Here is a 26,217-nt window from a genome sequence, read left to right as displayed (position 1 = left end):
TTCTCTAGCTCATCTCTATTTTTTAACAAATACGAATTTTTAAAGCTCACTCCGTGTTCCTTCTGGTACCAAAAACTGATACCGCCATATCCAGTTGTTAACAAAATGTTTCTTCTTGTCTTGCGAGTAGATTATATGGAGATGCTCTTGCAGTAATAAGGGCAGTGGCGATGCAAAAGACGTAATGCATCTAAGGAAAACTCAATATAGAAGAAATTAGATGGAACTGAAGACTTTGAGTGTCGCGATTGCGACAACATTAACCAGCACTGGCGTATTTGCGTTAAGCGAGCCAGTTTCTCAAGTTACAGAGCAACATGCACATTCGGCTCATACACACGGTGTTGAATCCAATCGAGTTGAATACCAACCAACCGCAACTCTCCCTATTCAGCCCTCCAAGGCAACTCGAGTACAGTCACTTGAAAGCCTTGATGAGTCGAGCACTGCTTGTGATTTGGAAGCATTGGTTACCGAAAGCAGTAACCAATTGATCAGCGAAATTTTAAGTCAGGGCGCGACGTGCGTGAACCAGTTATTCTCTGCTGAAAGTCGGATTCAGGAGTCGGTATTTAGTTCCGATCATATGTACAACATTGCTAAGTACACTACGACATTGGCGAAGGGGTATACAGGTGGCGGGAGCGATGAACTAGAAACGTTGTTCTTATACTTACGCGCAGGTTATTACGCCGAGTTTTACAATGACAACATCTCATTTATTGAATGGGTCACCCCAGCGGTGAAAGAATCAGTGGATGCGTTTGTTAACAACGCAAATTTCTACGAGAACAGCGATCGTCACGGCAAAGTGCTTAGTGAGGTCATCATCACTATGGATAGTGCGGGCTTGCAGCACGCGTACTTACCGCAAGTGACCCAGTGGCTTACACGTTGGAATGATCAATACGCCCAGCACTGGTATATGCGCAATGCAGTTAACGGTGTTTTCACTATTTTGTTTGGTGGGCAGTGGAACGAGCAATTTGTGCAAATAATTGGCAACCAAACGGACCTTGCCAAAGCTTTAGGCGATTTTGCTCTAAGGGCGTCATCAATCGGTGCTGAAGATGAGTTTATGGCCGCGAATGCGGGGCGAGAGATTGGGCGTCTGACCAAGTATACGGGTAACGCGAGTTCTGTGGTGAAGAGTCAGCTAAGTCGAATCTTTGAACAGTATGAAATGTATGGTCGGGGTGACGCGGTTTGGCTTGCGGCGGCGGACACCGCCTCATATTACGCAGATTGTAGTGAGTTCGGAATTTGTAATTTCGAAACTGAGCTAAAAGGCTTGGTGCTATCGCAAACTTATACTTGTAGCCCGACAATCCGAATTTTGTCTCAGAATATGACGCAAGAGCAACACGCGGCCGCATGTTCTAAAATGGGCTACGAAGAGGGTTACTTTCATCAGTCATTAGAAACTGGTGAACAGCCAGTAAAAGATGATCACAACACTCAGCTCCAAGTCAATATCTTCGATTCAAGCACCGATTATGGTAAGTACGCAGGGCCAATTTTCGATATTAGTACTGACAATGGCGGTATGTATTTGGAGGGCGACCCTTCCCAGCCGGGGAATATTCCCAACTTTATTGCTTATGAAGCCTCTTATGCGAACGCGGATCACTTTGTCTGGAACCTAGAGCACGAATATGTGCATTACTTAGATGGTCGATTTGATCTCTATGGAGGGTTTAGTCATCCAACTGAAAAAATAGTGTGGTGGAGTGAAGGCATTGCAGAGTATGTCGCTCAAGAAAATGACAACCAAGCAGCACTTGAGACGATTTTAGACGGCTCGACGTATACCTTAAGTGAGATTTTCGAGACTACTTATGATGGGTTTGATGTCGATCGAATTTATCGTTGGGGGTACTTAGCTGTACGTTTTATGTTTGAAAATCATAAAGATGACGTAAACCAAATGCTGGTGGAAACACGCCAAGGGAATTGGAGCAATTACAAAGCAACGATCACCCAATGGGCGAATTTATATCAAAGTGAGTTTGAGCAGTGGCAGCAAGCCCTTGTCTCAAATGGTGCACCTAATGCAGTCATAACCGCAAACAACAAGGGGAAAGTCGGTGAAAGCATTACATTTAGCAGTGAAAACAGTACAGACCCAAACGGGAAGATCGTCAGCGTCTTATGGGACTTCGGTGATGGCTCGACAAGTACACAAACCAAGCCGACGCACCAATATGGGAGTGAAGGGGAGTATTCGGTCAGCCTAAGTGTGACAGACAGTGAAGGCTTGACGGCAACCGCCACTCATACTGTTGTTATCTCAGCGTTGGGCGGTAATGACACATTGCCACAAGACTGCGCGGTGCAAAGTAAAGTAAGCGGTGGGCGCTTAACAGCAGGAGAACCAGTTTGCTTGGCAAATCAACAAACCATTTGGCTGAGCGTACCAGCGGTGAATGAGAGCTCAAACCTGGCGATAACGACGGGGAATGGTACGGGCAACCTAAAGCTCGAATACAGTAACTCTGGTTGGCCGGATGATACTAATCTTCACGGGTGGTCAGATAATATTGGTAATGGAGAGTGTATTACGTTGTCAAATCAGAGTAACTACTGGGGCTACGTTAAAGTATCTGGTGACTTTGAGAATGCCGCCAGTAGGGCAGTTTAACTGCATCATTTTAATTTAATGGAGCGCCTCGCTAACATCGCGGGGCGTTTTTGTTTTTACGCCGTTATCTCTATAAAAAAACCAGCCCGAAGGCTGGCAAACAAGGAGTTTGAGATGAAAATGAAAACGTTATAAAACTTGCTGATATCCTATTTCTCAAGAAGTTGGGTTGTGCTTCGAAGCCAGTTTTTATCTTGCGTATCAAGAAAAGGGCTAAGCGCTTGATAGACTCGTGAATGGTAATGATTGAGCCAGTCTAGCTCTGCTTGATCTAGCATTGATAAGTCAAGGGCGTTGGTCGCAATTGGAGCAAGAGTGATGGTCTCAAAACCGTAGAACGTGCCGAACTCATTTTGTTCTACTTCTACAACTTTAAGAATGTTCTCTATTCTTACCCCGTACTCACCTTCGCGATAAACGCCTGGTTCATTCGTAATGACCATACCCGGTTTTAGCTCAACCTCGCGGTGGCTTTGTGAGAAATTTTGTGGGCCTTCGTGAACATTCAAGCAAATGCCTACGCCGTGTCCAGTGCCGCACTTGTAATCAATACCATGTTGCCATAAGACGCCACGCGCCATGATATCAAGATTGGCACCCGTAGAGCCTTTCATGAATCGAGTCTGAGTCAGTCGGATGACCGCTTTGAGCACCAAGGTATAATCTTTGCGCTGCTTAATGGTCGGTAACCCGAAGTGGAAAGTACGGGTGATGTCTGTTGTCCCGCCAAGGTATTGGCCACCAGAATCGACGAGAAAGAAGTTGCTTTCATTGACCGCCGCATTGCTTTCTTCATCGGCGGCATAATGCATTTTTGCCCCGTGAGCTGCGAAGCCTGCGATAGTGCGGAAACTGTCACTCACATAATGTCGGGTTTGACGGCGATAGTGATTCAGTTGTGCTTCAGCAGACAATTCTGTAACGAATCCGCTTGGAACTTGCTCTTCTAGCCAGTTCATAAACCTTACGATTGCCACACCATCATCTGTTAATGCCTGTTCTAGGCTAGTTAGCTCGGTCGCATTTTTTATGGCCTTCATTGCCGTTACAGGGCAAGCCATTGGCTTTAGATTCACATTCCGTTCAATCGAACTTACCAATAAGCTGTCTGTGTGGGTCGGGCTAAAAGCGAGCGATAATCCCTCACATTGCTGATTTAAATACTGGCTTACGTAGTTGTAATGGCGAATGTGTACACTCTGCTCGGTCAGCGCTCTTTCAACGTCTTGAGGCAGTTTGGCTTTATCAATAAACAGTGTCGCAAGTGATTGCTCTACGATTAGATACGCTTCAGAAACTGGGCAATAATTCGTATCATCACCTCGAATATTCATTGTCCACATGACATCATCTAGCGTTGACACTAATAAGCTATCTACTTGGTTCTCGGTTAACCAAGAACGGATTCTCGCTAACTTATTTTCTGTTTCAACGCCAGCAAAAGCGGTGGGATGCTCGAATACGGGTGCACTTGGGCGAGGTGGTCTTTCAAGCCAAATCGGTGCGAGTAAATCCAGGTCGAGAATGATCTTAATGTTTTTCGCTTCAAAGGCTTGTTTGAGGCCTTGATAAAAAGCGTAACTGATGGCGCGCCCGTCAACTGCGACAATACTGCTTTCTGGGAGCGTGGTAGCCAGCCATTTGGCAATTGTCGGCGTTTCTGGTTGTTTGGCTTTAAACAGTTCAAGTCCTGTGCCGTGTAACTGTTCTTCAGCTTGAATATAGTAACGACCATCAGTCCAAAGGCCACCACCTTGTTGGGTAATGACGACATCGCCTGCTGAGCCGGTAAAACCTGAAATCCAGCTTCGCGCTAACCAATGATCCGCTGAGTATTCGCTGTTATGCGGGTCATTGTTGGTCACGATATATGCAGACACGTTGTGAAAGGACATTGCCTCACGCAATAACGTAAGGCGTTGGTTTACTGAGTTAGTATTGTTCATTAAATGGTTCCTAAAGTCATATTTGAGCAATAGATATGATGCTGCTCCGAGCCTGTTTTTATTGGGTTCTGTTGCTCGCATACTTCTGTGGCTTCTGGGCATCGAGTACGAAAAACGCAACCGCTCGGTGGGTTAAGTGGAGAAGGAAGATCGCCGGGCAATAGTTGTATTTCACGGTCACGTGCTAATTGCGGATTAGCTATCGGGACAGCAGATAACAGTGCTTTGGTGTAGGGGTGTTGTGCATCATCAAATACTTGATCGTAACGTCCTACTTCCATAGGTTTACCAAGATACATCACCATAACGCGGTCGCTGATATGGCGCACCACGCTTAAGTCGTGCGCAATCATCACCAGTGTTAACCCCATTTCTTGTTTAAGATCGTCTAGAAGATTGATGACCTGAGCTTGTATGGAGACATCTAGCGCACTAACAGGTTCATCACACACGACCAAATCTGGATTAAGAATTAACGCTCTGGCAATGCCCACACGCTGGCATTGACCTCCGGAAAATTCATGTGGATAGCGGTTTCGCTGGCTCGCCAAGAGACCCACTTTATCCATCATAGCGATGACACGCTTTTCTACCTCTGCCCGTTTAAGTTGCGGCTCGTGGGTGAGCAGTGGTTCGGCGATGCATTCTGAGATGGTTAATCTCGGATTCAAACAAGCGGATGGGTCTTGAAACACCATCTGAAATTCTCTGCGTCGAGAGGAAAGCTCTTTTTTACTAAACCCGAGCATGTCTTGACCTTTCCAAGTCAACTCGCCATGTGTAGGTTCAATTAAGCGAAGTAAGGCGCGTGCAAGCGTTGATTTTCCGCAGCCTGATTCCCCCACAATGCCAAGTGTTTCGCCTCGATAAACATCTAAGTCGATACCATTGACCGCTTTCACGATTTTACGTCGACTTGGAATAAGGTGACGCGACACAGGAAAGTGGACGTTTAAATCACGAGCAGACATGAGGACTTCTTTTTTATTCATAACGCCTCCTTAAGCTTTTATTTGAATAGGAGTGATAACACTGGGTGCGTTAACGTGACAGGCAATGGACTGGCTCGTGTTTAATGGAGAAAACCGTGGGGTTTCGTATTGGCAACGCGTCTCTCGATGCTCGCACCGCTCTCTAAACGGACACCCTTGATGGTTAATCAACGCACTTGGTGGGTTACCTGGGATGGTTGGTAAACGTGGCATATCTTCAGTGATAGAAGGAATAGCCTTTAGCAGGCCTTGAGTATAGGGGTGCGCAGGTTGAGCGAACAATGTCTCGGTATCGGATTGCTCCATTTTTTGACCACCATACATGACCAATACGCGATCACACATCTCGGCGACGACGCCCATGTCGTGAGTGATCAGTAAAATAGCCGTGTTGAACTCTTGTTGTAAGTCTCGTAATAGCGTCAAAATTTGAGCCTGAACGGTTACATCTAACGCGGTGGTTGGTTCGTCTGCAATTAACAGCTCGGGCTTACACAACAACGCCATCGCTATCATGATTCGCTGACGCATTCCGCCAGATAGCTCGTGAGGGTATTGATTCATCCGAGTTTCGGGAGAGGGAATACGCACCGCATCCAACATGTGAATCGATTCAACTTTTGCTTGTTTTCGGCTCATTCCTTTATGAATCATGAGAACTTCACAAAGCTGTTTGCCAATTTTCATGAATGGATTGAGTGACGTCATCGGATCTTGAAAGATCATTCCGATTTTCTCTGCACGGATGCGGTTGAGCTGCTTTTTAGACATCGCGAGTAAATCATCACCGTGGAACATCGCGCTGCCAGACACGGCGCCGTTGTCAGCGGTTAACCCCATTAATGCGAAAACAGACTGGCTTTTTCCCGAACCTGATTCCCCAACAATCCCAAGAGTTTCGCCCGCTTTAATCGAGTAGGAGAGATTACTGACCGCTTGCACTTGCCCATCTGGCGTATCGAAGCGCACGTTCATGTTTTCAATAGATAGCATGGGTTTGTCCTTATCGGTCTTTCGGGTCAAGAGCATCACGTAAGCCATCGCCGATGAAGTTAAAACAAAAGAGGGTGGCAACTAAAAACAGAGATGGAAAAAGCAGCATCCACAATGCAACGTCAATCGTTTTTGCGCCTTCGGAAATTAGGATTCCCCAGCTCGTGTCGGGTGGTTGAACACCAAGCCCTAAGAAGCTTAAAAACGATTCGAACATAATGAATCCTGGTACCATTAAGGAGGAATAAACCATCACGATCCCAAGCACATTAGGCAGAACATGGCGTCGGACAATTGTCAATTTAGAAACCCCAATAGAGTGCGCGGCTTCGATGAACTCTCGCTTTTTGAGACCGAAGGTGACACCACGTACAACACGAGCAATGCCCAACCAAGATACCATTCCGATCACGATAAAAATCAGATAGATGTTATTGCCAAAAAGGGTAACGAACAGGATAACCATAAACATAAATGGTACCGAATCGAGCACCTCAATAATGCGCATCATTACGCTGTCGACAACGCCACCAAGATAGCCGGAAATACTTCCCCAAATCGTACCAATAACAACGGCGACTAAGGCCCCAACAAAACCCACCAAAATAGAGAGCCTGCCGCCTTGCATCGTGCGAGCAAAGACATCTTGCCCGAGATCATCGGTACCAAAGTAATGACCACTGCTCAGTGAAGGTTTTCCTAGCTCGTATGGATCGATGAGCACTTCCCAGTCAATTTCATCATGGCCAAAAGCGGCAAGAGAGGGGCCGAAAGTGATGCATAAGGTAATGAACGCCAAAACATACACTGATGTCATCGCGGCTCTGTTTTTACGAAATCGAGTCCATGCATCCTGCCAAAGACTGCGACCTTCGACGGCTTCAATATTGTCGACGACTTGATCTTGAAGAGCTTGTGTATCCAGTTTTTTGATCGTTAACATGCCGGACTCCTAAACGCGTATACGAGGGTCGATAATCGTATATAGCAAGTCGACCACAAGGTTAAAGAAAATAGTGAGTGAAGCGACAATCAGAGTAATGCCCATTACTAGGCCGTAGTCGCGGTTGAGAGCTCCAGACACAAAGTGTTGTCCCATGCCACCTGTACCAAAGAAAATGTCGATAATCACCGAGCCTGTCACGACAGACACAAACGCAGGGCCGAGCATCGCAACGACGGGAATCAAGGATGGTCGCAAAGCGTGATGGAATAAAATGTAGGTTGTGGACAAACCTTTGGCTTTTGCCGTTCGAATGTATGGTTGGTTGAGCGTTTCAATCATTGCGCCACGCATGACGCGTGCAATACTCGCAATGGAGCCAATCGCCAGGCTGAGCACGGGAAGAACAAGAAAAGCCAGCTTTCCTCCTTCCCAACCACCTGCAGGGAACCAGCCGAGCTGAATAGCGAAGATCATGACTAAAACTGGAGCAAGCACGAAAGCCGGAACCACAACTCCAGTCATCGAAAGTGTCATCAGGCCGTAATCTAGGCGGCTATTTCGGTTCAATGCCGCAATGGTGCCAAGCAACATGCCAAGTGGAACGGAAATACAAAAGGAGAGTACGCCTAATACTGCTGAAACTGGCCATGATTGTGCGACGAGCTGTGTAACACTGAAGTCTTGATAAACGAAGCTCGGACCGAGATCTCCTTGTATGAAATTACCAATGTAAATCCAAAACTGAGTAAGGAAGGGCTGGTCCAAATGGAATTTTGCTTCGATATTCGCACGTACCACTTCTGGCATAGGCCGTTCCATATCAAATGGCCCCCCTGGTGCAATGTGCATCAGCCAAAATGATACGAGTGCGATGAATAGAAGCGTGGGGATAGCGATAGCTAATCGCTTAACAATGTACCAAATCATGATCCATCATCCTTTGGTCATCCGAAATCACTTCGAACGGTTATGAATAAAAAATGGTCTGAGCTCAGGTTGCCTTCTCCACCGAGAGATATGAGGAACGACAAGTAAACATTGAACTTGCCGACTCAGACCGAAAACATGCTTTTAGTGGGCTTTTACATAGACATTCTTGCGGTAGTACGACGACTCAGGGTTTGTCAGTTCGTAGCCGCCCACGTAAGGCTTGATGAGGTATTGATCGTTACCCGGACGATAAATAGGAATAATGGCCATGTCTTCAATCAGCATGCTTTCTGCTTGTAGATACAGTTCTGATGGATTGCTCATGGTCTTTGATCGAGCCATTAACTCGTCGTATTGCGGGTTGTTGTAACGAGAATCGTTGTACTCACCATTAGAAACAAAGATATCTAACCATGTAGAGGCTTCATTGTAGTCGGCGGTCCAGCCGCCGCGAGTAATGTCGGTCGGCTCTTTAAGTGCGTAGAACACTTTCGGTTCTAGCTGTTTTATTGTGACTTGCGCACCCAAACGGCTTTTCCACATACCTGCCATGGTCGTTGCCATTTTTACGTCCATCGAGAAAGTTGGTACGGTAAACGTCAACTTAAGCGGATTGCTTTTATCGTATCCAGCTTCTGACAGTAATTGCTGCGCTTTTTCGATACGTTTATGACGGTTCCAAGTTGCGAACTCAGGAGTGTGAGATTTAAAACCATCTGTTTGAGGTGGCACAAGGGTATACATTGGAACCCCACCGTTTCTCAAGATAGCACTCGTTAACAGTTGACGGTCAATGGCATATGAAAGGGCTTTACGGACCCGCACGTCTTTTGTTGGTCCTTGTTGAGTGTTGAGGTAATAGAATGTGGAACCAAGAGACGCACTGGTGTTTGCCACTTCTTGTGGGCGCTGTTGAATTAGCTTTTTCTTCTGAGCGGCAGGAATGGAAACCGCTTGGTCTATCTCACCAGCTAGGTAGCGGTTTAGCACTACATTCGCATCACCAATCGGTAGCCAGGTGACTTTTTCCAGCACTACATTGCTTGCGTCCCAGTAATGTGGGTTTTTAGCCATCACCATTTTTTCGTTAACTTTCCATTCAGAGACAGTAAACGCACCATTTGTAACGATATGTTCTGGCTGGGTCCAACGGTTGCCATGTTTTTCAACGGTCTCTTTGTGAACGGGGGCAAGCACTGGATGACTTAATAGTTTCGTAAAGAAGGGAATCGGCTCTTCGAGTGTTACCTGGAATGTTTTTTCATCCAGCGCCTTCACGCCCAAAGACTCGGGTTCGGCTTCGCCCTTCATAATGGCTTGTGAGTTTTCGATATTTGGAATGGCCGCAAACCAAGCGTACGGCGAAGCAGTGCTTGGATTCAGTAAGCGTTGCCAGCTGTAGACAAAATCTTGTGCAGTGACCGTTTCGCCATTTGACCATTTTGCATCACGTAAGTGGAAGGTATAAACCGTATTGTTGTCATTGACTGACCAAGACTCAGCAACACCAGGAATGGTTTTACCTTGCTTATCTTGAATGACCAGACCTTCAAATAGGTCTCGACCGAGATTAAAAGCGGGCTCTGCGGCTTGCTTGGCTGGGTCAATAGAAGTAACTTCAGCCCCATTGTTTAGTGTAATTTCTTGTGTCTCATCGAGGGTCACACCTGCGGGATACGGCGCGGCATAGCTTGATGTTGCCAGTATTGGACTCATCATCGACGCTAACAAAAGCAACTTAGGTAATTTCATCCTTGTCTCACTCTTTTCATCCTGAAAGATGCTAGAAATGTATATTGTATAAATTGTCCACACAATCGAGTTTTAACAATGTTGTAACAGGGTGCCAAATGTTGGGCTATTTGGTCTCAAAAAGTGAGCTGGGGGATTGATATGGAGCCGGCACTAAGTCCGCATTACGGGGTAGGCTTTGCTTCGCGCAAATAAAAAATCCCCTTCAAGCGCGCGCTAAAAGGGGAGGGTAGTTCGTCTGTTCTTCAAAAGGTACGACGTTAACTGACTAGGAAATGTTTTACGAACTCAGTGATTTTGACCATATCACTTACCGCGATAAACTCTTCTGTCGTGTGTACTTTTGCCATGCCAGTTGAAAGATTGACCGTTGTGAGACCTTTCTTGTTAAAGTTGTTAGCATCGCTACCGCCGCCAGTGCCTTTTGTGAAAGCCTCAATTCCCAACTCTGCAAACGCCGCTTTTATAGCGCTAACGTGTGGGTGGTTTTCTTCAATAACAAATGCATCGTAGGCTCGGCTAGATTCAATGTCGACTTCTGCACCGTGTTTTTCACAGACAGACTCTAATGTTGAGATCATATGATTGACCTGAGCATCTAGTTTATTGCCATTCAGGGAGCGTGCTTCTGCCACGATTTTTAATTCAGGCATGACAATGTTTGTGGCCTGACCGCCATTCACTACACCGATGTTGGCTGTCGTTTCTTCGTCGATGCGAAGCAGCTTCATTTGGTTGATGGCATTTGCCGCCACCATGATCGCACTGATGCCTTCTTCTGGCGCAAGCCCTGCATGTGCTGGTCGACCTTTGATTGTTGCCACGATTTTTTGCTGGCCTGGGGCTGCGGTCACAATAGTGCCAATAGGACCACCCGTATCTAACACGATTGCTTCCGTTGAAGTGACGTGTGACATATCGAAGTATTGTGAACCGAATAAACCGCCTTCTTCATACACGGTGAAAGCAAGCTCTAACGTTTTGTGCTCAAGGTTTTCCGCTTGAATACAACGAACGGCTTCCATGATGGCAGCAATACCAGATTTATCATCGCCACCAAGAATCGTATTGCCTTCTGAACGGATAACGCCGTCTTCGATGATTGGCTCAATGCCAATACCTGGAGTGACCGTATCCATATGACAGCTCATTAGAATAGAGCCGTCTTTTTTGCCGTCTAAACGGGCGTACACGTTAAAACCGTTAGAAATATGCTCAGGCACTGGAAGCTTGTGCACGGTAAAGCCTAGCTCGCCTAGCTGTTCTGCCAGTGTTTCTGCAATTTGTTTTTCGTTTTTTGATTCGCTGTCGATACGTACTAGTTGGCAAAAGTGTTCAACTAGGCGTTCTTGATTGATGTGTGTCATTAGATGTCTCTTTTTCTGATCGAGCGTGAAGCACTGTGGCTAGGGCTCGATAGGGAACAGAGCACCACTTATGGCACAGTTACTTTTGAATAAAACTGAGGTGAATCAATAAAGGAGTATCCATGACACGATTCTGACCGATGAGCCTTTCGAACTGTATGAAGCGTCACGAAACATTACTTTTGATGTTTTGCAGGATCAAATGAATAAATCGGATAGAGATAGGGTGCAATAGACTTTCCATCCCCTTTTACTTTTTGAGCTACGTTGCCAAGATAAAATGCCAAAGTAACAACTTGTTTACATTTTATGTGTTGGCGTAAAGCCGAAAATATCAATCTAATATATTGAAAATAAGCAGTTTGTTTGATGTTTACGAAAGTGGGTTCGATGTGCCCACTGCGTGTAACATATATTTTACAACTGTGCGTAAAAATCGCCAAGGTAAAGATTTCTCCCCACGTATTCCAATTTCTCAAGACCTGCGCCAAGTTAGAAAAATAAGTCCAAACAAAAGCTACTGAGACAAGGAGAAAGTCATGGTTGATGCATATAACCCACTAGGAACAGACGGATTTGAGTTTGTTGAATATACCGCTGCAGACAACAAAGGCATTCAACAGCTTAAAGATCTGTTTATATCGTTAGGTTTTGCGGAAATCGCAAAGCATCGCTCAAAAGAAGCGTGGTTATATCGACAAGGTGACATTAGCTTTATTGTGAATGCGCAGCCGCATAGCCAAGCTGAGGGATTCGCCAAAGTTCACGGTCCGTCGGTTTGTGGCATGGCATTTCGCGTGAAAGACGCCACCGTTGCTCTGGCGCATGCGTTAGAGAATGGCGGTAAAGAATATAAAACGGAAATTGGGCCGATGGAGCTTAGCATTCCTGCTATTTATGGCATCGGTGAAAGCTTGCTTTATTTTGTCGATCGTTATGGAAAGCAGAGCATTTATGATGTCGATTTTCGTTTTTATGATGATGCTGATGAGCGTTTATCAAAAGCGAATGTTGGTCTTTACGAAATCGACCACTTAACGCACAACGTCAAGCAAGGCAACATGGATGTCTGGTCTGGTTTCTATGAGCGCATTGGTAACTTCCGCGAAATTCGTTATTTCGATATCGAAGGTAAGCTGACTGGTCTTGTCAGCCGTGCGATGACGGCACCTTGCGGCAAAATCCGAATTCCTATCAATGAGTCGTCAGATGATAAATCACAGATTGAAGAGTTTATCCGTGAATACAATGGCGAAGGTATTCAACACATCGCATTGACCACAGACGACATCTACGAAACGGTCAAAACCTTGCGTGAGCGAGGCATGGACTTTATGCCAACGCCAGATACTTATTACGAGAAAGTCGATCAGCGTGTTGAAGGCCACGGTGAAGATGTAAGCAAGCTTCGTGATTTGCAGATTCTTATTGATGGTGCGCCAACGAAAGATGGCATCTTGCTACAAATCTTTACTCAAACCGTTATCGGCCCTGTGTTCTTCGAAATCATCCAACGTAAAGGCAATGAAGGCTTTGGCGAGGGTAACTTCAAAGCGTTGTTTGAATCGATAGAAGAAGACCAAATTCGCCGAGGAGTATTGAGCGATGCATAAATGGATCACATTCCCGCATCGGGAGGGAGTGTGCTCTAAACAAGCGCATGCTGACTTCCCGGAAGAGGCAATTTATGAACGTGAGGCAGGTCGAAGTGGCTTCTTCGGCCCCGCAACACATTTTCATCATCAACATGCCCCAACGGGGTGGTCTGAGTGGGAGGGCGAGCTACGTCCACGAGCGTTCGATTTTAATCTAGTCGAGAAAGCCAGCCATATTACCCCGTGGGCAGTCCCGCATCTATTACACAACGCGAATTGTAAACTTCGTGTCTGGCGTATGGATGAAAAAATGGACTTCTTGGTGAGAAATGCGGATGGCGACGAACTGCTATTCATCCACCAAGGTACGGCGGATCTCTACTGTGATTATGGTCATTTGAAAGTGAGCGAAGGGGACTATGTCATGATCCCACGCTCGACGAGCTGGCGTTTAGAGCCAAGCGAGCCGATGTTCATTTTGATGATCGAAAACACCGATGCGGCCTATACATTGCCCGAAAAAGGCATGGTTGGAAACCACGCGGTGTTTGATCCAGCGGTTTTAGAAACGCCGTCGATCAACGATCAGTTCCGTGCTCAATATTCTGAGAATCAAACACAGGTTCAGGTGAAACGCCACGATAAAGTCAGTGTTATCACTTACCCATTCAACCCGTTGGATGCGATTGGCTGGCATGGTGATTTGGCGGTGGTAAAAGTGAACTGGCGTGATATTCGTCCACTTATGTCACATCGTTACCACTTACCGCCTTCTGCACATACTACATTTGTAGGAGCAGGATTTGTGGTGTGCACCTTTGTTCCTCGTCCGATTGAAAGTGATCCCGGAGCGCTCAAAGTACCGTTCTATCACAACAATGATGATTATGACGAAGTCTTGTTCTACCATGCAGGTGACTTCTTTAGTCGTGACAACATTGAAGCGGGTATGGTGACATTCCATCCAGCAGGTTTTACACATGGTCCTCACCCGAAAGCTTTCAAAGCAGGGCGAGAGCATAAGAAGACTTTTACCGACGAAGTCGCGGTGATGATAGATACGCGCCACGCGCTTCAGTTCTCGGATGAACTGGAAAAAGTAGAAAACAAAGAATACGTCTATAGCTGGCAAGAGAAGTAAGAGGCAAGGATGAAATTAGCAACCAAGAAAAATGGCACTCGTGACGGTTTGTTGATGGTCGTGAGCAAAGACTTAACGCGCTGCGTACCTGCGACAGAAATATTCCACCCAATGAATTTGGCACCGACGATGCAGGTGGCACTTGATAACTGGGATGCGCTAGCACCGCAACTGGAAGAGCTATACGTTGCACTGAATAATGGCACAGTCGCAGGGTATGAAGAGTTTGAAGCGCACTACTGTGAGTCGCCGCTTCCTCGCGCTTATCAGTGGGCTGATGGCAGTGCTTACGTAAACCACGTTGAGTTGGTTCGAAAAGCTCGCGGCGCTGAAATGCCAGAGAGTTTTTGGACGGATCCGCTGATGTACCAAGGAGGCTCTGATGCCTTTATTGGTCCTTGTGACAACATCGAGTTTGCGAGTGATGAATGGGGTATTGATTTCGAAGGCGAAGTTGCTGTGGTAACTGGTGACGTACCAATGGGCGCAAGTGTTGCAGAGGCTCAGGAGTCGATTCGTTTGATCATGCTGGTGAATGATGTCTCACTGCGTGGCCTAATTCCCGCAGAATTAGCTAAAGGGTTTGGTTTTTTCCAATCTAAACCTTCTTCTGCGTTTTCTCCTGTGGCAGTAACACCTGACGAACTAGGCGAAGCGTGGTACGAAAACAAAGTGCATTTACCATTGGTCTCGACATACAACCACAAGCCGTTTGGTCGCCCAAATGCGGGTATCGATATGACGTTTGATTTTGCAGACTTAATTGTTCATGCGACTAAAACGCGCCCGCTATCTGCTGGGGCGATTATTGGTTCTGGCACGGTATCTAATAAGCAAGGCACCGAACATGGCACTTCGATTGAGGAGGGTGGCGTTGGTTATTCATGTATCGCGGAAGTTCGTATGATTGAAACCATTCGTGATGGTAAACCGTCGACTAACTTCATGTCGTTTGGCGACTCAATCAAACTGGAAATGTTCGATGCGGATGGCAACAACATCTTTGGTTCGATTGACCAACAAGTTAGCCAATATCTCAAGCATTAAGAGCGCCAGTTGGGAGACGATATGAGCGATAGCATGGTTTTGTACGGATATTGGCGGTCTTCAGCGGCGTATCGTGTGCGTATTTGTTTGAATCTTAAAGAGTTATCGTATGATTCAAAATCGGTACACTTGGTGCGCAATGGTGGTGAACAACACAGTGACGAGTACCATGAGTTAAACGCTTCTGAACTGGTTCCTTTGCTGGTGGATGGGGAGGTTCAGTTAACCCAGTCACTGGCGATCATTCAATACTTAGAAGAACACTACCCGGATGTCACTGTGATCCCCGAGCAAACGCCGCTTCGATACCAAGCGCTAGCTTTGGCTCAGGATATTGCAATGGAGATTCATCCTCTGAATAACTTAAGAGTTCTACAGTATTTAGAGGGGGAGTTAGCTTGCGAGCCAGAGCGCAAAGTCGCTTGGATTCATCACTGGATCCACAAAGGTTTTGCAGCATTAGAAGAGAAACTTCAGAAGCATCGTAAACTAAATGGTGATTGTAAGTTTAGCCTGACAAGCTCGCCATCTATTGTCGATATTTGTCTGGTACCACAATTTTATAACGCACAACGCTTTGGTGTAGATACTTCTCTTTATCCAACCATTAACGCGGTTGTGCAGTCATGCAATCAACTGCCTGCTTTTATTGATGCGATGCCAGAGAATCAGCCAGACGCTAATAGTTGATTCTTAGCATCATAATGTATTAACAAAAATTTAAACGAGCCAATCCAAGTGTGTGATTGGCTCGTTTTTATTGGGGAGCCAAATTTTCTGTATCACGCTATCGTAGTGGCTCCTCAAAATTGCGAGGTTTTGTTGCTCTGCATAGCATTTCCATTTACGCTTTGAGCAACGAGTTGTTTTGGATGCACTTTATTTATGACCAACATTTTTATCATTGTTGTTCTTCTGGTTTTATTCTTCTTTGTTATTCAAAAGTACGTGATTAAGCACGACGACACGCGTGATTATCCTTATCGCTCGAAAGGTCCTCTGCTCAGAGGTCAAGAGGGTGCGTTCTATAATGCGTTAAGAGCGGCGGTAGGGGAGCATGCCGTAGTATTCGCGAAAGTAAACATGTCCAGTTTGGTTACGCCAAAAGAAATCAAAAATAAGAAGCAGTTTTTTGTCGCGAACAATCGCATATCTCGAAGTTATTTTGATTACGTTATTTGTGATCCTAGGACGCTAGAGCCGCGTGTGATCGTTGAATTGGATAACGGGCAAGAGTTAAGCAAGGGCAAGGTAGAAAGACAAAAGTTACTGATCCATGTTTGTAAGACGGCAAACCTACCTTTAATCGGCGCTTCGATAAAGCACAGTTATCAAGTTGGGCGATTACGTCGTTTGCTTGCGGCACATATAGATTTGATTGAGCCTGATAAAGAAGTGCGTTTTTGCAAAAAATGCGGCAGTCCAATGATCATTAAAACCGCAAGCCAAGGTGAATTCAAAGGTCGACGCTTCTTTACTTGCAGCCGCCAACCAAATTGTACTTACACCGAGAATTACAATGTGGTGTTTGATTCGGACGACTAAAGACGACAGTTGAACAGCAAAACGGATGAGGCTTTGATTCGAGATGATCAAAGCCTTTTTTGTATCAGTCCCCAAGGCAAGACCTATACTTTGAAAAAGAGTGCAGAATAGGGAAGCCATATGCGATACGGATGGATTTTGTCAGCGTTGTTCATCGCATCTAATGTTAGTGCGATACCTAATTTGAAACCACTGGAGTGTGAGTTAACGGAGACACCCCAAGATCATTTCTTGTTTTACCGAGAGCAAATGGTTTACCACAGTGAGCAGTTTGTCATATTTCAAAACTTCAAAGGCAGGGTGAGCACTCAAGTGGATGTCAAAACAGGAGAGTTGATCCGTACAACCTATATCGGCGAACCATTTAAACCTAAATATCAGATTTTGTTCGGCACTTGCCCTAAGGTATCGCAAACCTTACAGATTTGGATGCTCAGTGAAGTGCCTTACGACAATTAAGTGAGATAATAAAAGTTATATAGATCACACTTTTAAACCCTGCAGGCTCAGTCCTTGTCGATAAAATCATCTGAAAACGCGTGTTGAGTTTACATTTTCGCCAAACGGTTCAAAGTTGGTAAATTTGTGCTTGCACCGTCGTTCGCTTATAGCTAATATCCTCGTCGTTCCAGAGAAATGCGTCCGTAGCTCAGCTGGTTAGAGTATCGCCTTGACATGGCGGGGGTCGGTGGTTCGAGTCCACTCGGACGCACCATTCTGAATTGAATGGTTAGGAACACAAAATTTGGGTCCGTAGCTCAGTTGGTTAGAGTACTACCTTGACATGGTAGGGGTCGGCGATTCGAGTTCGCCCGGACCCACCAAATTTTAGAAAAAGCTCACCAAACGGTGGGCTTTTTTGTATCCATAATTTGTTGATACTCAGATTTAAACACCTTACTTTTCCTTTGCACACTTTCTACAAATACTCCGCATTGCCATCAGTGTAAATTTGAATGGTTTTACAAGAATTTAACTCGTTCATCTAAACATTCATTGGAGCCCATTTCGAATTCGCGGCAAATCCAAGGCCTATTTTCATAAATCGTACACATTAATGTGTCTCTGTCTAAAGCTGCACACCAACCATCATTTAGCCGCATCATGGTTTCGCCTCCATACTGGTCACGTGCAATAAACTCTTCAGGTACGCCAGTATCTGAAATAATCATAACCTCGAGACGGCAACAACAAGCCTTACAGTTAGAGCAAGATACATCAGAGGGCAGGGGAGAGGGAGTTTTAGTTGGTATAATCATGAATAACTACAATTTGGTCAATTGTGCATGGTACCGTAAATTTAACACGAATGAACTTTATTTCTAAAATAGAACACCCTATGAATGATAAACCTAGTGAACGCATTTTATGCGTTCACTTGCGCGCCTTTCCGAGTAAGTCGGTAGAACTGACAGTGATTCACACCAATTAACCTTATAGTCAGTATAAATTTGAACGCCGATTCTTTGTCATACGCGTACTTTACACAAGATCTGCTTCTGTAAAGTTTGTTTTAAATGTGAAAGCAAATGGCGTATCTCCGTTTTCGCGCAAATGCTGAAGACGTAACAAGGCTTCTTGTGGTGTTGGTATATAACCGTCTTCTACCCACCACAGAACATAGCTATCCTCCGCTAAACGATGAAACCATTCGCTTTTTCGGCGCATGAAATCTCTATGACCGGTACGAAACATAAAGTTTTTAAGTGAGTCAGTACTTTCCCAAATAGACATGTTTACAATCATGTTCGGGTCATCAAATAATTTAATGCTTGTTGCATCGCCGGAGTCGTCTTTTAGACGCCAGATAAAGCCTTCACTTTCTTCAGCTATACCATTAATTAAGTCCAAATTGTCTACGAACTCTTTAATTTCTGGTGCATCCAAAGGGTATTTAGCAAGCGCAATATTTAATTGAGCTAATTTCATTTCATGACCCTCCCTGGTCGATAAGCCTGTAATGCTGGTAAAAAGCTCTAAGTAGCTTTTCCTATTTTATCATGCAGTGTGTTGCTAGTGCCTTCAAAGGTCAATTAGAAAGTTAGTGACTGTGGCGAGTCATTGGATGGCAAAAAAGTCGTTTTATACATTGGTTATGTTGAGCATAAGCCCCTCTTTTCTCGCGATTATCGTCGGTAAGTCTCACTCAAGAGAGTTGCTATCTTGGATATGCAGCAGTACTCTCATTTTCTGTGGCAAGCCTTGCGCTTCTATACTTCTTATTGAGATTCGATCCTCACTTTTTGGTGTGTGAACGTGAGATAGTGTTCATGTCACTCATTAATTTAAGTTGTTTGGCTGAACGTTAGGAGGAGCTTTGATTACAAAGATAACAAGAAATGCCATTTTGCTTGGCCTAGTTCCCATTGCTGTTTTTGTTGTGGCTTTTAATTCAATAGCCAATTTTTACATCAGCTATATCAAAGAGACTAAAATAGACACCTATGTCGATTATTTACACCAACGATCCATGTATTTGAATGAGGCGATTGTAAAGCAGGTTTCGCAGTTAGATTTCACGTGCAGTAATAGTGATGTTAGAACATTACGCGACCCACGTTTTTATAATCGTTACATCCGTTTTATTGCGATGGAAACGAATGACGGTAAAACATGCTCCACGATTGGTCGCGAAGTATCTCATTTATCCAATGCGCAACGATTTCAGCTTGGCGAAAACTTTTTTGCATCACTTATTTTACCGGAACACCAAGATCAAGTTGAGTGGATGGTCATTTATGAAAATGAACATGTTGAAGTTGTCTGGGTTCTCGATAATAGTTGGGTCAAAGAAGTGATAAAAACGCCTTGTGAAGACTGTTTGTTCGTCGAGTTTATATATGATGAGCCTGTATTTGGAGATTTAACAATAAGTCGAGGAAAACCAACCATTGCAGCAGAAGAAGCGGCAGTTTCAAAGGAGTTATTCTTCTCGGCTGATTCTCAAGCCAATATGCTCATCAAAATACACAGTGGCGAGAAACTGAAGAGCTATGTTCAGGAAAGAGTCTTTCTATGGGGAGGCCTAGTCAGTGTGCTTATGGGGTTGGCTTTTGCGTTTGTATATGTGTCCAGTAAGAGCTTGAGAAAGTCTATCAAAGGCTTGATCCAGAATGGGATTAATAATGCGGAATTTGTCCCTTATTACCAAGCGATTGTCGATAGCCGTGATGGTGTAACACTGGGGTATGAAGCACTGATTCGGTGGTCTCGCCGTGATGGTATGGTGCCGCCAAACATGTTCATTGGCGCTGCAGAAGAAAGTGGTCTGATTGTCCCAATGACGAATCAGCTTATTCGTAAAATCATACAAGATCTTAGTGTGTTACCTGAGCATGTGTGGGTCAGCATCAATATTGTTTCTTCCCATTTAGAGTCAGGTGAACTCACTAAGTTACTGTCAGAACTGAATTGGCCATGTCCGAAGAGAGTGCATTTTGAGTTGACCGAGCGAATTCCTGTAAAAGATACAGAGGCAGCGAAAAAAGAGATTTTGTATCTGGCGAATAAAGGCTACAAGTTCAAAATTGACGATTTTGGGACTGGGTATGGCGGATTTTCTTATTTGCAAGATCTGGGTATCCGATGCTTGAAAGTGGATAAGATGTTCATCGACCCAATAGGCTCTGATGACCAAAAATTGAAAGTGTTAGATTCTATTGTCTCGGCAGCAAAGAAAGCGGAATGTGAGATGATTGCAGAAGGTGTAGAGAGCGAGGCTCAAGTCGCGTATTTGGCTCAGCATTCTATTTACCTTATTCAAGGGTATGTCTACGCTAGACCAGAGCCTATTAACAACCTTGTGATGACTTAAAGCAAGGCATAATGGGGCGTATTCATTATTAAAGGTGTCTTTCGGCACCTTTTTTATTACTGAACCTTTTTTGGTTCACTGTTCGATAAAAAGCCTGTTGAAGTCTTAGAATTCAAACAGAGTTTACAGAGAATATGAACGCCCGATTTTAGCATCGGGCGTTAGGATTTTACTTAGGAAGAAAGGGCGGCTTTTTGGGTTTTTAATGAAGCGATTAATTGAGGAAGCAATGACATAACAATCATCCCTAGCATCAAGCTGTATTGGAGAGGGGTGAAAGTCTCACCTAATAGCAGCAAACCTGACACAATGCCCGCAACGGGGTTGGCAATGCCACCAAAAGTAAAGTCAACGACCGACATACGCTGCAATAGCCAAACATACATGCCGTAGCCTAATGCAGTGTTCAGAATGATCACCCACAGCAGCCCAAGGGTGTTCGTCATTGATAAGTTTTGAATGGCTGTAACGTATGGCTCTGGATTGTTTATTGCCAGCACGCTTGTTGCGACAGACATAATCACACCACCCAAAATGAGCTGCCATGTTAATACTGTCCACCAATGCATTTTCGTTCCTAGTGACTTCGTTACGCTACTGCCTACCACAATACACATGATGGCGGAGATCATCGCCAGCAAGCCCATAGGGTTGAGCGAAATAGAACTAGGATCAAATAAGAACCAAGCCAAAGCAATCAAAGTCGCTCCACTTATTGCCTGTATTGCGCTTGGCTGGCGCTTATAGACTGCCCAGCCAAACAGCATCGCAAAAACGGGCACTGATACCATACCGACACCTGAGATCGCAGAAGGAAGCGTCAACGCCATGACAAAAATGAGACCAAAGAAGCAAGCGATGTTGATAGTTCCTAAAACAAGCAGCACTTTCCATTCACTCTTTTTCGGGAAAGATGGCTTTATTGCGAGGAGCAAAAGACCCGCAGGCAATGCTCTTAGCGCACCAAGTAAAACGGGAGGCCAGTCCGGAAGCGTAAACTGAGTAACAGCATAAGTTGTCCCCCAAAAAAAAGCCGGGATCATTGCAAGCAAAATGTTCATGTTAAATATCTTTACGTTGAGATAATTAATTGTAAAGATATCGGTAAGGTTACTTTTTGTAAAGTATCTTTATGTTAAAATAAAAATTAAATGACGTTTGGAGAGAAACCATGGACGCAATTGATAGAGTGGTAGATCAGTGGGCTAAGGAGAAGCCAGAGCTCGACACTGAACCGATGGCAATTATGGGTCGGCTAATGCGAATTGCTAAGCACATGGAGTGTCGGGTCGCTGACCTACATAAGAAGTACGATCTTAAGATGGGTGAATTTGATGTGTTGGCGACACTTCGCCGAGCAGGTTCACCATATTGCCTTACTCCCTCGGCGCTAATTGATTCGATGATGCTCACTTCGGGCGCGATGACGAACCGATTAGATAAACTCGAGAAGAAAGGCTTTATTACCAGAACACACAGTAAAGAAGATAGACGCAGTGTCACCGTTGAGTTAACCGAAAAGGGCTTAACCTTAATTGACAAGTTGATCTTAGAGCATGTGGACGTTCAGCAATCGCTGCTACATGGTTTAGAAGGCAATGAGAAAGCGCAGGTTAACCAGGCGTTAAGACTACTATTGCCTTTGTTTGAGTAAAAGATACAGGAAGGGTGGGACGGAATGAGAAGCAAAGAGTTAGAAGGTTATTTAAGTACCTTTATGTGTGCGGAGAGTGATTTCCCATTTGGGCCAGAAGCGCTTGTATACAAAATCAAAGGTAAAATGTTTGCGATTATTGCAGAGAGAAACGGTCGGGAGTATGTCAGCGTAAAAGTAAAACCAGAAGATGGAGAAGTCTTAACATCGCAGTTTACGGACATCACTCCTGGTTATTACCTAAATAAGCGTCACTGGATAACGGTTTATTTTAATGGTGATGTGGAAGATGGATTGATTCAGGATTTATGTGAACGCTCTTATACTCTCGTCGTTGCCAAACTACCAAAAGTGCAACGAGCATTGCTTGGTCAGTAATAGCTATTACAGAAAAATTCGCACCTTTTCCATCCTCAAGCTATATAAGAATAAGTAGGCGGAAAAGTAGGAATGATATGCGAGCATTATCTGAATGGCTAAAAGAATATGGGGAGAGCCATCAAAACCCCATCAACCAAAAGATTCACACAATCGCAGTTCCGGGTATTTACCTATCTGTGGTCGGTCTAATTTGGTCAATTCCTCAAATCTCCATCTTGGGTTTCGAGTTTAACTGGGTCTGGATTGCTGTCATACCGGTATGGGTTTTCTATTTTCGTTTGTCTCTCAGCGTCTTTATGATGATGTTAGGGTATACATTAGCGTGCATCGGCCTGATATGGTCTTTCGAGGTATTGGCGCTGCCCGTACTGCATATTTCGATGCTCCTATTCGGTGTACTGTGGATCTTGCAGTTCATTGGTCACAAAATAGAAGGGAAGAAACCGTCTTTTTTCGAAGATTTGCAGTTTCTTCTTATTGGTCCAATTTGGGTGTTCCGAAAACATTAACTCACTCCGTAATTAACAAGCTGATATCTCCCTGTATTGCGCGATCATGCTAGCGTCCATAAGGTCGTAAAATGCGCAGCATGATGTGTCGCTTTCTCATTGCCATGACAAGCATTCGCTTCTAATTCACACTATCATTAGAGTGCAGCTAAAGCCTGTTACTTTGCCTGAATGTTTGTGGCTAGTGACATTGTCACTTGGGGGATGAATGTACGACCGACAACATAAATATGCCTATTGGCGAGAAGAGCGTAAAAAAGGCAAATGGCATTACATCATGAAGTCTTTTTTTATGATTTGTTGCGCACTATTGCTTGGTAAAGTCATTGGTTTATTCATTTTTGGTGAGCTGCACTCCCTGAGTGATATTTTGGAGCAACTGCCCGCGGATCTTTTTATCATGATGCTAGTGGGCTTCCCGGTTAGTGTTATCGGCTGGTATCACGAGGAGTCGAAGTTTTTCCGAGCGTTACGACGTAAAGAAAAGCGCTTGAAAATGAAACGAGATAAACAAAGCTAACTCTGTATCGAGCTTTGTGTTATTTACTCGTCTGATTCACATATTTCTTTCAAGTTATTCGGTATTTTGCGTTAGGCCTCGCAAGCATGTCATTAAACTTATTGCAAAAAACGACATCATGCATTCTGTTAGCCAATCTTGACAGGAACTCGTACTGCGAGGTGTTCCAGCAGCCTGAGGCTACTGGGCAGATAGAACGGAGGATATTATGGATAGTGAATCAATGCTTCATAGTCAGAAAATATATTTTTGTAATGATGAAGCGTTAGTCGAGCAGCAAACACAGTGTTTAGAAGTTCTTTACGATTACAATCAAACTCGGCCTTCTGAATCTGAAAAGCGTACAGAAATATTACGACGTTTGCTCGGCGCTGTTGGTGACAACTGCTATTTTGAGCCGCCGCTTCGAGCGAATTGGGGGAGGCATACATACGTTGGTGATAACGTGTATGCAAACTTTAACTTAACCCTAGTCGATGATACGTATATCTACATTGGCAATAGCGTCATGATTGGACCCAATGTGACACTAGCAACGGCAGGCCACCCGATTGAACCGGAGCTCAGAAGAGAAGTTGCGCAATTCAATATCCCTATTTATATTGGTGATAATGTATGGATCGGCGCTAACTCAGTGGTATTGCCTGGCGTCAAGATTGGAGAAAACAGCGTAATTGGTGCCGGTAGCGTGGTAACAAAAGATATTCCAAGTAATGTTGTTGCGGTAGGGAACCCGTGTCGTGTATTGCGAGAGATAGGCAAACATGACAAAGAATTCTATTACAAAGAGCGTCAAATCACGCACAACATGTATCAACGATAACAAAGGTAAATGCCCACGGTTTATACGGTGTCAGTATAGAAAAGTTAAAAAACGAAATTTAACATCAGGGTGTAAAGATTGGCGCTGTTATCTTCTGGTATCGATGAAAACGCGCCAGTATCGTTATTGTGGGCGTTAAACTTTTGCCATTCAGCATTCAGTGACACGTTATAATCTAGGTCGTATCTCACCCCAAACAGATAGCTGTCCCCATTCTTTGTATCACTGCTATTAAACTGCTGGCCGTAAACTATGTAGGGGGTCAATTTGTTCACGTTGTAACTCGTTGTTGCGTACCAAGAGGAGGAAATGTTGCTGGTTTGTCCTTCAGCCATTATCACAACGTTATCAAGCTCATACCTTACGCCTAGAGAAAACTGGTCAATCGTATTGCCTTTTTCTTTTAGAACCAAACGGTCAATTAACATGGCTCCTCCTTCAGGTGTGGATTGCTTGGTATTGGAGAGAACCGTAGTTTGGTCATAATCGCCATGTAGATAAGAAAAGTTCAAACGGTAGGCATTTCCGCTGAGTGTTAAGTTTATTCCGGCTGTGTTGTCTGATTCGATCTTCAGTTCAGTGTCTTCGTTGAGGGTGACATCACTGCTGTCTTTAAACCCTATAAACGGCATTGCAGTAAGCATGATTTGCTCATTGAGGTCGTGATTCCAGCGAATGGATAAACCATTGTAAGCGGTGATGCCTAATATGCTGTCATACACTTCATTTGGTGGTCGAGCTTGAGTAAAAGCGTGACCGACATAATTATACTCAGACATCAAAAACAGCGGCAGCCTCAATCGTCCCCCACGTATCTCTACATTTTTATAGGTATAAGCTAAATATGCCCACTCTAATTGGGGCGAGCTCCAATGATCTTGCGGACGCTTGACTATCTGTGCGGATGCTCGAAATGCCTTGTAAAAGTAATCAAGCTGCAGGCCGAAGGTTGTGTCACAATCGTAGCAGGCTTCATCATGAATAAAGCGGTTGACGAGAACCGTTGTGGAGTTATCCGACTTAGACCAAGATGTCGAACCAAAACCACTCAAAGACAGGTGATCTGATAACTCAATGGTGGCTAAGCTCGGAAAGGCGACAACACTCAGTGATAACATGGTCAAATATTTTTTCATATTAATCCTCCGAGCTCACCACACACAAAATACGAGCATTTCCAGGCACGCTCGAAGCAGGGGCATAACCAATCCGATTGGGCTTTTCTTGCATCCACGTGATCAGCGCATCAATGCTAGAGTTTGCAATCACTTTGGGTGGCCTCGCTTTGCCTGAAAAAGACAAGCTCGCCCAGTGCGCGTTCATTTGCGCCAAGTTTTTATTGAGAAGGTAGCGATAGAACTCCGCTCTCTCCGTTGATGTCGCTGGCCAGTCAGATAGCTCAATTCTCTGCCCTTGTAAGAGTTGCGTTTTTCCTCTGTACAACTTTCGCGCTTTATTGATGGTTAGGGGCGAGAACTCACTATTAAACGAGAAAACGGCGTAGCTCTCTGCAGCAAGTACTTGACTATCTATGGGTAGAAGGAAAACAACAATGAATAGGTAGCGTTTTATGCAGCGCAAAAGAAAACAGAGGAGAGAAATGTCGCCGCTCATCATCGCT

At 44.7% G+C, this 26,217-nt stretch carries 25 protein-coding genes and 2 tRNA genes; 15 read left to right on the top strand and 12 right to left on the bottom strand.

The features are described from left to right. Positions 1-220: 220 nt before the first annotated feature. Entirely contained in the window at positions 221-2,641 is a 2,421-nt protein-coding gene (locus NL643_RS05130) for a collagenase (protein ID WP_253644035.1), read from the top strand. 149 nt (positions 2,642-2,790) lie between these two features. Here the strand turns inward: NL643_RS05130 and NL643_RS05125 are convergent, their stop codons facing one another. The 7 genes from NL643_RS05125 to NL643_RS05095 all read right to left on the bottom strand — a co-directional run bounded on the left by NL643_RS05125 (position 2,791) and on the right by NL643_RS05095 (position 11,567). Then, entirely contained in the window at positions 2,791-4,587 is a 1,797-nt protein-coding gene (locus NL643_RS05125) for an aminopeptidase P family protein (RefSeq protein ID WP_253644034.1), read from the bottom strand. Next, a complete protein-coding gene (locus tag NL643_RS05120; RefSeq protein WP_203345834.1) occupies positions 4,587-5,579 on the bottom strand; it encodes an ABC transporter ATP-binding protein in 993 nt (330 codons plus the stop codon). Before NL643_RS05120 ends, NL643_RS05125 begins: the two co-directional genes overlap by 1 nt. Before the next feature lie 9 nt (positions 5,580-5,588). Then, positions 5,589-6,572: an ABC transporter ATP-binding protein gene (locus NL643_RS05115; RefSeq protein WP_182034924.1), complete on the bottom strand. Its 984-nt coding sequence runs from the start codon at positions 6,570-6,572 to the stop codon at positions 5,589-5,591. A 10-nt stretch (positions 6,573-6,582) separates the two neighbouring features. Continuing rightward, complete coding sequence (locus tag NL643_RS05110; protein WP_005377839.1) at positions 6,583-7,515, bottom strand: ABC transporter permease subunit; 933 nt, start codon at positions 7,513-7,515, stop codon at positions 6,583-6,585. A gap of 9 nt (positions 7,516-7,524) precedes the next feature. Beyond that, positions 7,525-8,445: an oligopeptide ABC transporter permease OppB gene (gene oppB / locus NL643_RS05105; protein WP_005377838.1), complete on the bottom strand. Its 921-nt coding sequence runs from the start codon at positions 8,443-8,445 to the stop codon at positions 7,525-7,527. 144 nt (positions 8,446-8,589) lie between these two features. Continuing rightward, positions 8,590-10,200 (bottom strand): peptide ABC transporter substrate-binding protein, encoded by a 1,611-nt coding sequence (locus NL643_RS05100; RefSeq protein ID WP_253644033.1) that lies wholly within the window; start codon positions 10,198-10,200, stop codon positions 8,590-8,592. 260 nt (positions 10,201-10,460) lie between these two features. After that, positions 10,461-11,567, bottom strand: coding sequence for a M20/M25/M40 family metallo-hydrolase (locus NL643_RS05095; protein ID WP_053807328.1), 1,107 nt, complete (start codon positions 11,565-11,567; stop codon positions 10,461-10,463). 539 nt (positions 11,568-12,106) lie between these two features. Here NL643_RS05095 and hppD point away from each other — a divergent pair. The 8 genes from hppD (at position 12,107) to NL643_RS05055 (ending at position 17,719) form a co-directional block, all read left to right on the top strand. Then, positions 12,107-13,180 (top strand): 4-hydroxyphenylpyruvate dioxygenase, encoded by a 1,074-nt coding sequence (gene hppD / locus NL643_RS05090; RefSeq protein WP_005377835.1) that lies wholly within the window; start codon positions 12,107-12,109, stop codon positions 13,178-13,180. Further along, positions 13,173-14,303, top strand: coding sequence for a homogentisate 1,2-dioxygenase (locus NL643_RS05085; protein ID WP_253644032.1), 1,131 nt, complete (start codon positions 13,173-13,175; stop codon positions 14,301-14,303). The genes hppD and NL643_RS05085 overlap by 8 nt, the downstream gene beginning before the upstream one ends. Positions 14,304-14,312: 9 nt before the next feature. Next, positions 14,313-15,350 carry a fumarylacetoacetate hydrolase family protein gene (locus NL643_RS05080; RefSeq protein ID WP_253644031.1) on the top strand — a complete coding sequence of 346 codons (1,038 nt, stop codon included), beginning with the start codon at positions 14,313-14,315 and terminating at the stop codon, positions 15,348-15,350. 21 nt (positions 15,351-15,371) lie between these two features. Continuing rightward, entirely contained in the window at positions 15,372-16,040 is a 669-nt protein-coding gene (maiA, locus tag NL643_RS05075; protein WP_253644030.1) for a maleylacetoacetate isomerase, read from the top strand. A gap of 195 nt (positions 16,041-16,235) precedes the next feature. Then, complete coding sequence (locus NL643_RS05070; protein ID WP_253644029.1) at positions 16,236-16,895, top strand: DUF2726 domain-containing protein; 660 nt, start codon at positions 16,236-16,238, stop codon at positions 16,893-16,895. Between the two features lie 120 nt (positions 16,896-17,015). After that, a complete protein-coding gene (locus tag NL643_RS05065; protein ID WP_005377830.1) occupies positions 17,016-17,354 on the top strand; it encodes a hypothetical protein in 339 nt (112 codons plus the stop codon). Positions 17,355-17,533: 179 nt separating this feature from the next. Further along, positions 17,534-17,610, top strand: a tRNA-Val gene (locus tag NL643_RS05060). A gap of 32 nt (positions 17,611-17,642) precedes the next feature. After that, a tRNA-Val gene (locus tag NL643_RS05055) sits at positions 17,643-17,719 on the top strand. 138 nt (positions 17,720-17,857) lie between these two features. Here NL643_RS05055 and NL643_RS05050 read toward each other — a convergent pair. Then, positions 17,858-18,154 carry a YkgJ family cysteine cluster protein gene (locus NL643_RS05050; RefSeq protein WP_074191235.1) on the bottom strand — a complete coding sequence of 99 codons (297 nt, stop codon included), beginning with the start codon at positions 18,152-18,154 and terminating at the stop codon, positions 17,858-17,860. 223 nt (positions 18,155-18,377) lie between these two features. After that, positions 18,378-18,824, bottom strand: coding sequence for a DUF3291 domain-containing protein (locus tag NL643_RS05045; RefSeq protein ID WP_046874876.1), 447 nt, complete (start codon positions 18,822-18,824; stop codon positions 18,378-18,380). Positions 18,825-19,212: 388 nt separating this feature from the next. Between NL643_RS05045 and NL643_RS05040 the strand changes: the two genes are divergently transcribed. Continuing rightward, complete coding sequence (locus tag NL643_RS05040; RefSeq protein ID WP_253644028.1) at positions 19,213-20,709, top strand: EAL domain-containing protein; 1,497 nt, start codon at positions 19,213-19,215, stop codon at positions 20,707-20,709. 173 nt (positions 20,710-20,882) lie between these two features. Here NL643_RS05040 and NL643_RS05035 read toward each other — a convergent pair whose 3' ends face one another. Beyond that, a complete protein-coding gene (locus NL643_RS05035) occupies positions 20,883-21,770 on the bottom strand; it encodes a DMT family transporter (RefSeq protein ID WP_114322406.1) in 888 nt (295 codons plus the stop codon). 110 nt (positions 21,771-21,880) lie between these two features. Here NL643_RS05035 and NL643_RS05030 point away from each other — a divergent pair, with 110 nt between their 5' ends. The 5 genes from NL643_RS05030 (at position 21,881) to NL643_RS05010 (ending at position 24,596) form a co-directional block, all read left to right on the top strand. Continuing rightward, entirely contained in the window at positions 21,881-22,363 is a 483-nt protein-coding gene (locus tag NL643_RS05030) for a MarR family winged helix-turn-helix transcriptional regulator (RefSeq protein ID WP_253644027.1), read from the top strand. A 24-nt stretch (positions 22,364-22,387) separates the two neighbouring features. Beyond that, on the top strand, positions 22,388-22,741 hold the full coding sequence (locus NL643_RS05025; RefSeq protein WP_253644026.1) for an MmcQ/YjbR family DNA-binding protein: 354 nt from the start codon (positions 22,388-22,390) through the stop codon (positions 22,739-22,741). 77 nt (positions 22,742-22,818) lie between these two features. Beyond that, a complete protein-coding gene (locus NL643_RS05020) occupies positions 22,819-23,253 on the top strand; it encodes a DUF962 domain-containing protein (RefSeq protein ID WP_253644025.1) in 435 nt (144 codons plus the stop codon). A gap of 208 nt (positions 23,254-23,461) precedes the next feature. Then, positions 23,462-23,773, top strand: coding sequence for a hypothetical protein (locus NL643_RS05015; protein ID WP_046874879.1), 312 nt, complete (start codon positions 23,462-23,464; stop codon positions 23,771-23,773). Positions 23,774-23,981: 208 nt separating this feature from the next. Beyond that, complete coding sequence (locus NL643_RS05010) at positions 23,982-24,596, top strand: sugar O-acetyltransferase (RefSeq protein ID WP_006741616.1); 615 nt, start codon at positions 23,982-23,984, stop codon at positions 24,594-24,596. Between the two features lie 44 nt (positions 24,597-24,640). On the opposite strand, the gene NL643_RS05005 is transcribed toward NL643_RS05010, so the two are convergent. Further along, entirely contained in the window at positions 24,641-25,732 is a 1,092-nt protein-coding gene (locus NL643_RS05005; RefSeq protein ID WP_065646794.1) for an outer membrane protein, read from the bottom strand. Between the two features lies 1 nt (position 25,733). After that, a complete protein-coding gene (locus NL643_RS05000) occupies positions 25,734-26,210 on the bottom strand; it encodes a hypothetical protein (RefSeq protein ID WP_048626317.1) in 477 nt (158 codons plus the stop codon). Between the last annotated feature and the right edge of the window lie 7 nt (positions 26,211-26,217).

The sequence above is a fragment of the Vibrio sp. Y42_MX_L11 genome, from assembly GCF_024181785.1.
GTDB lineage: Bacteria > Pseudomonadota > Gammaproteobacteria > Enterobacterales > Vibrionaceae > Vibrio > Vibrio diabolicus.
The sequence above is the reverse complement of the archived record's forward strand: the minus strand, read 5'-3'. Positions and strand labels throughout refer to the sequence as shown.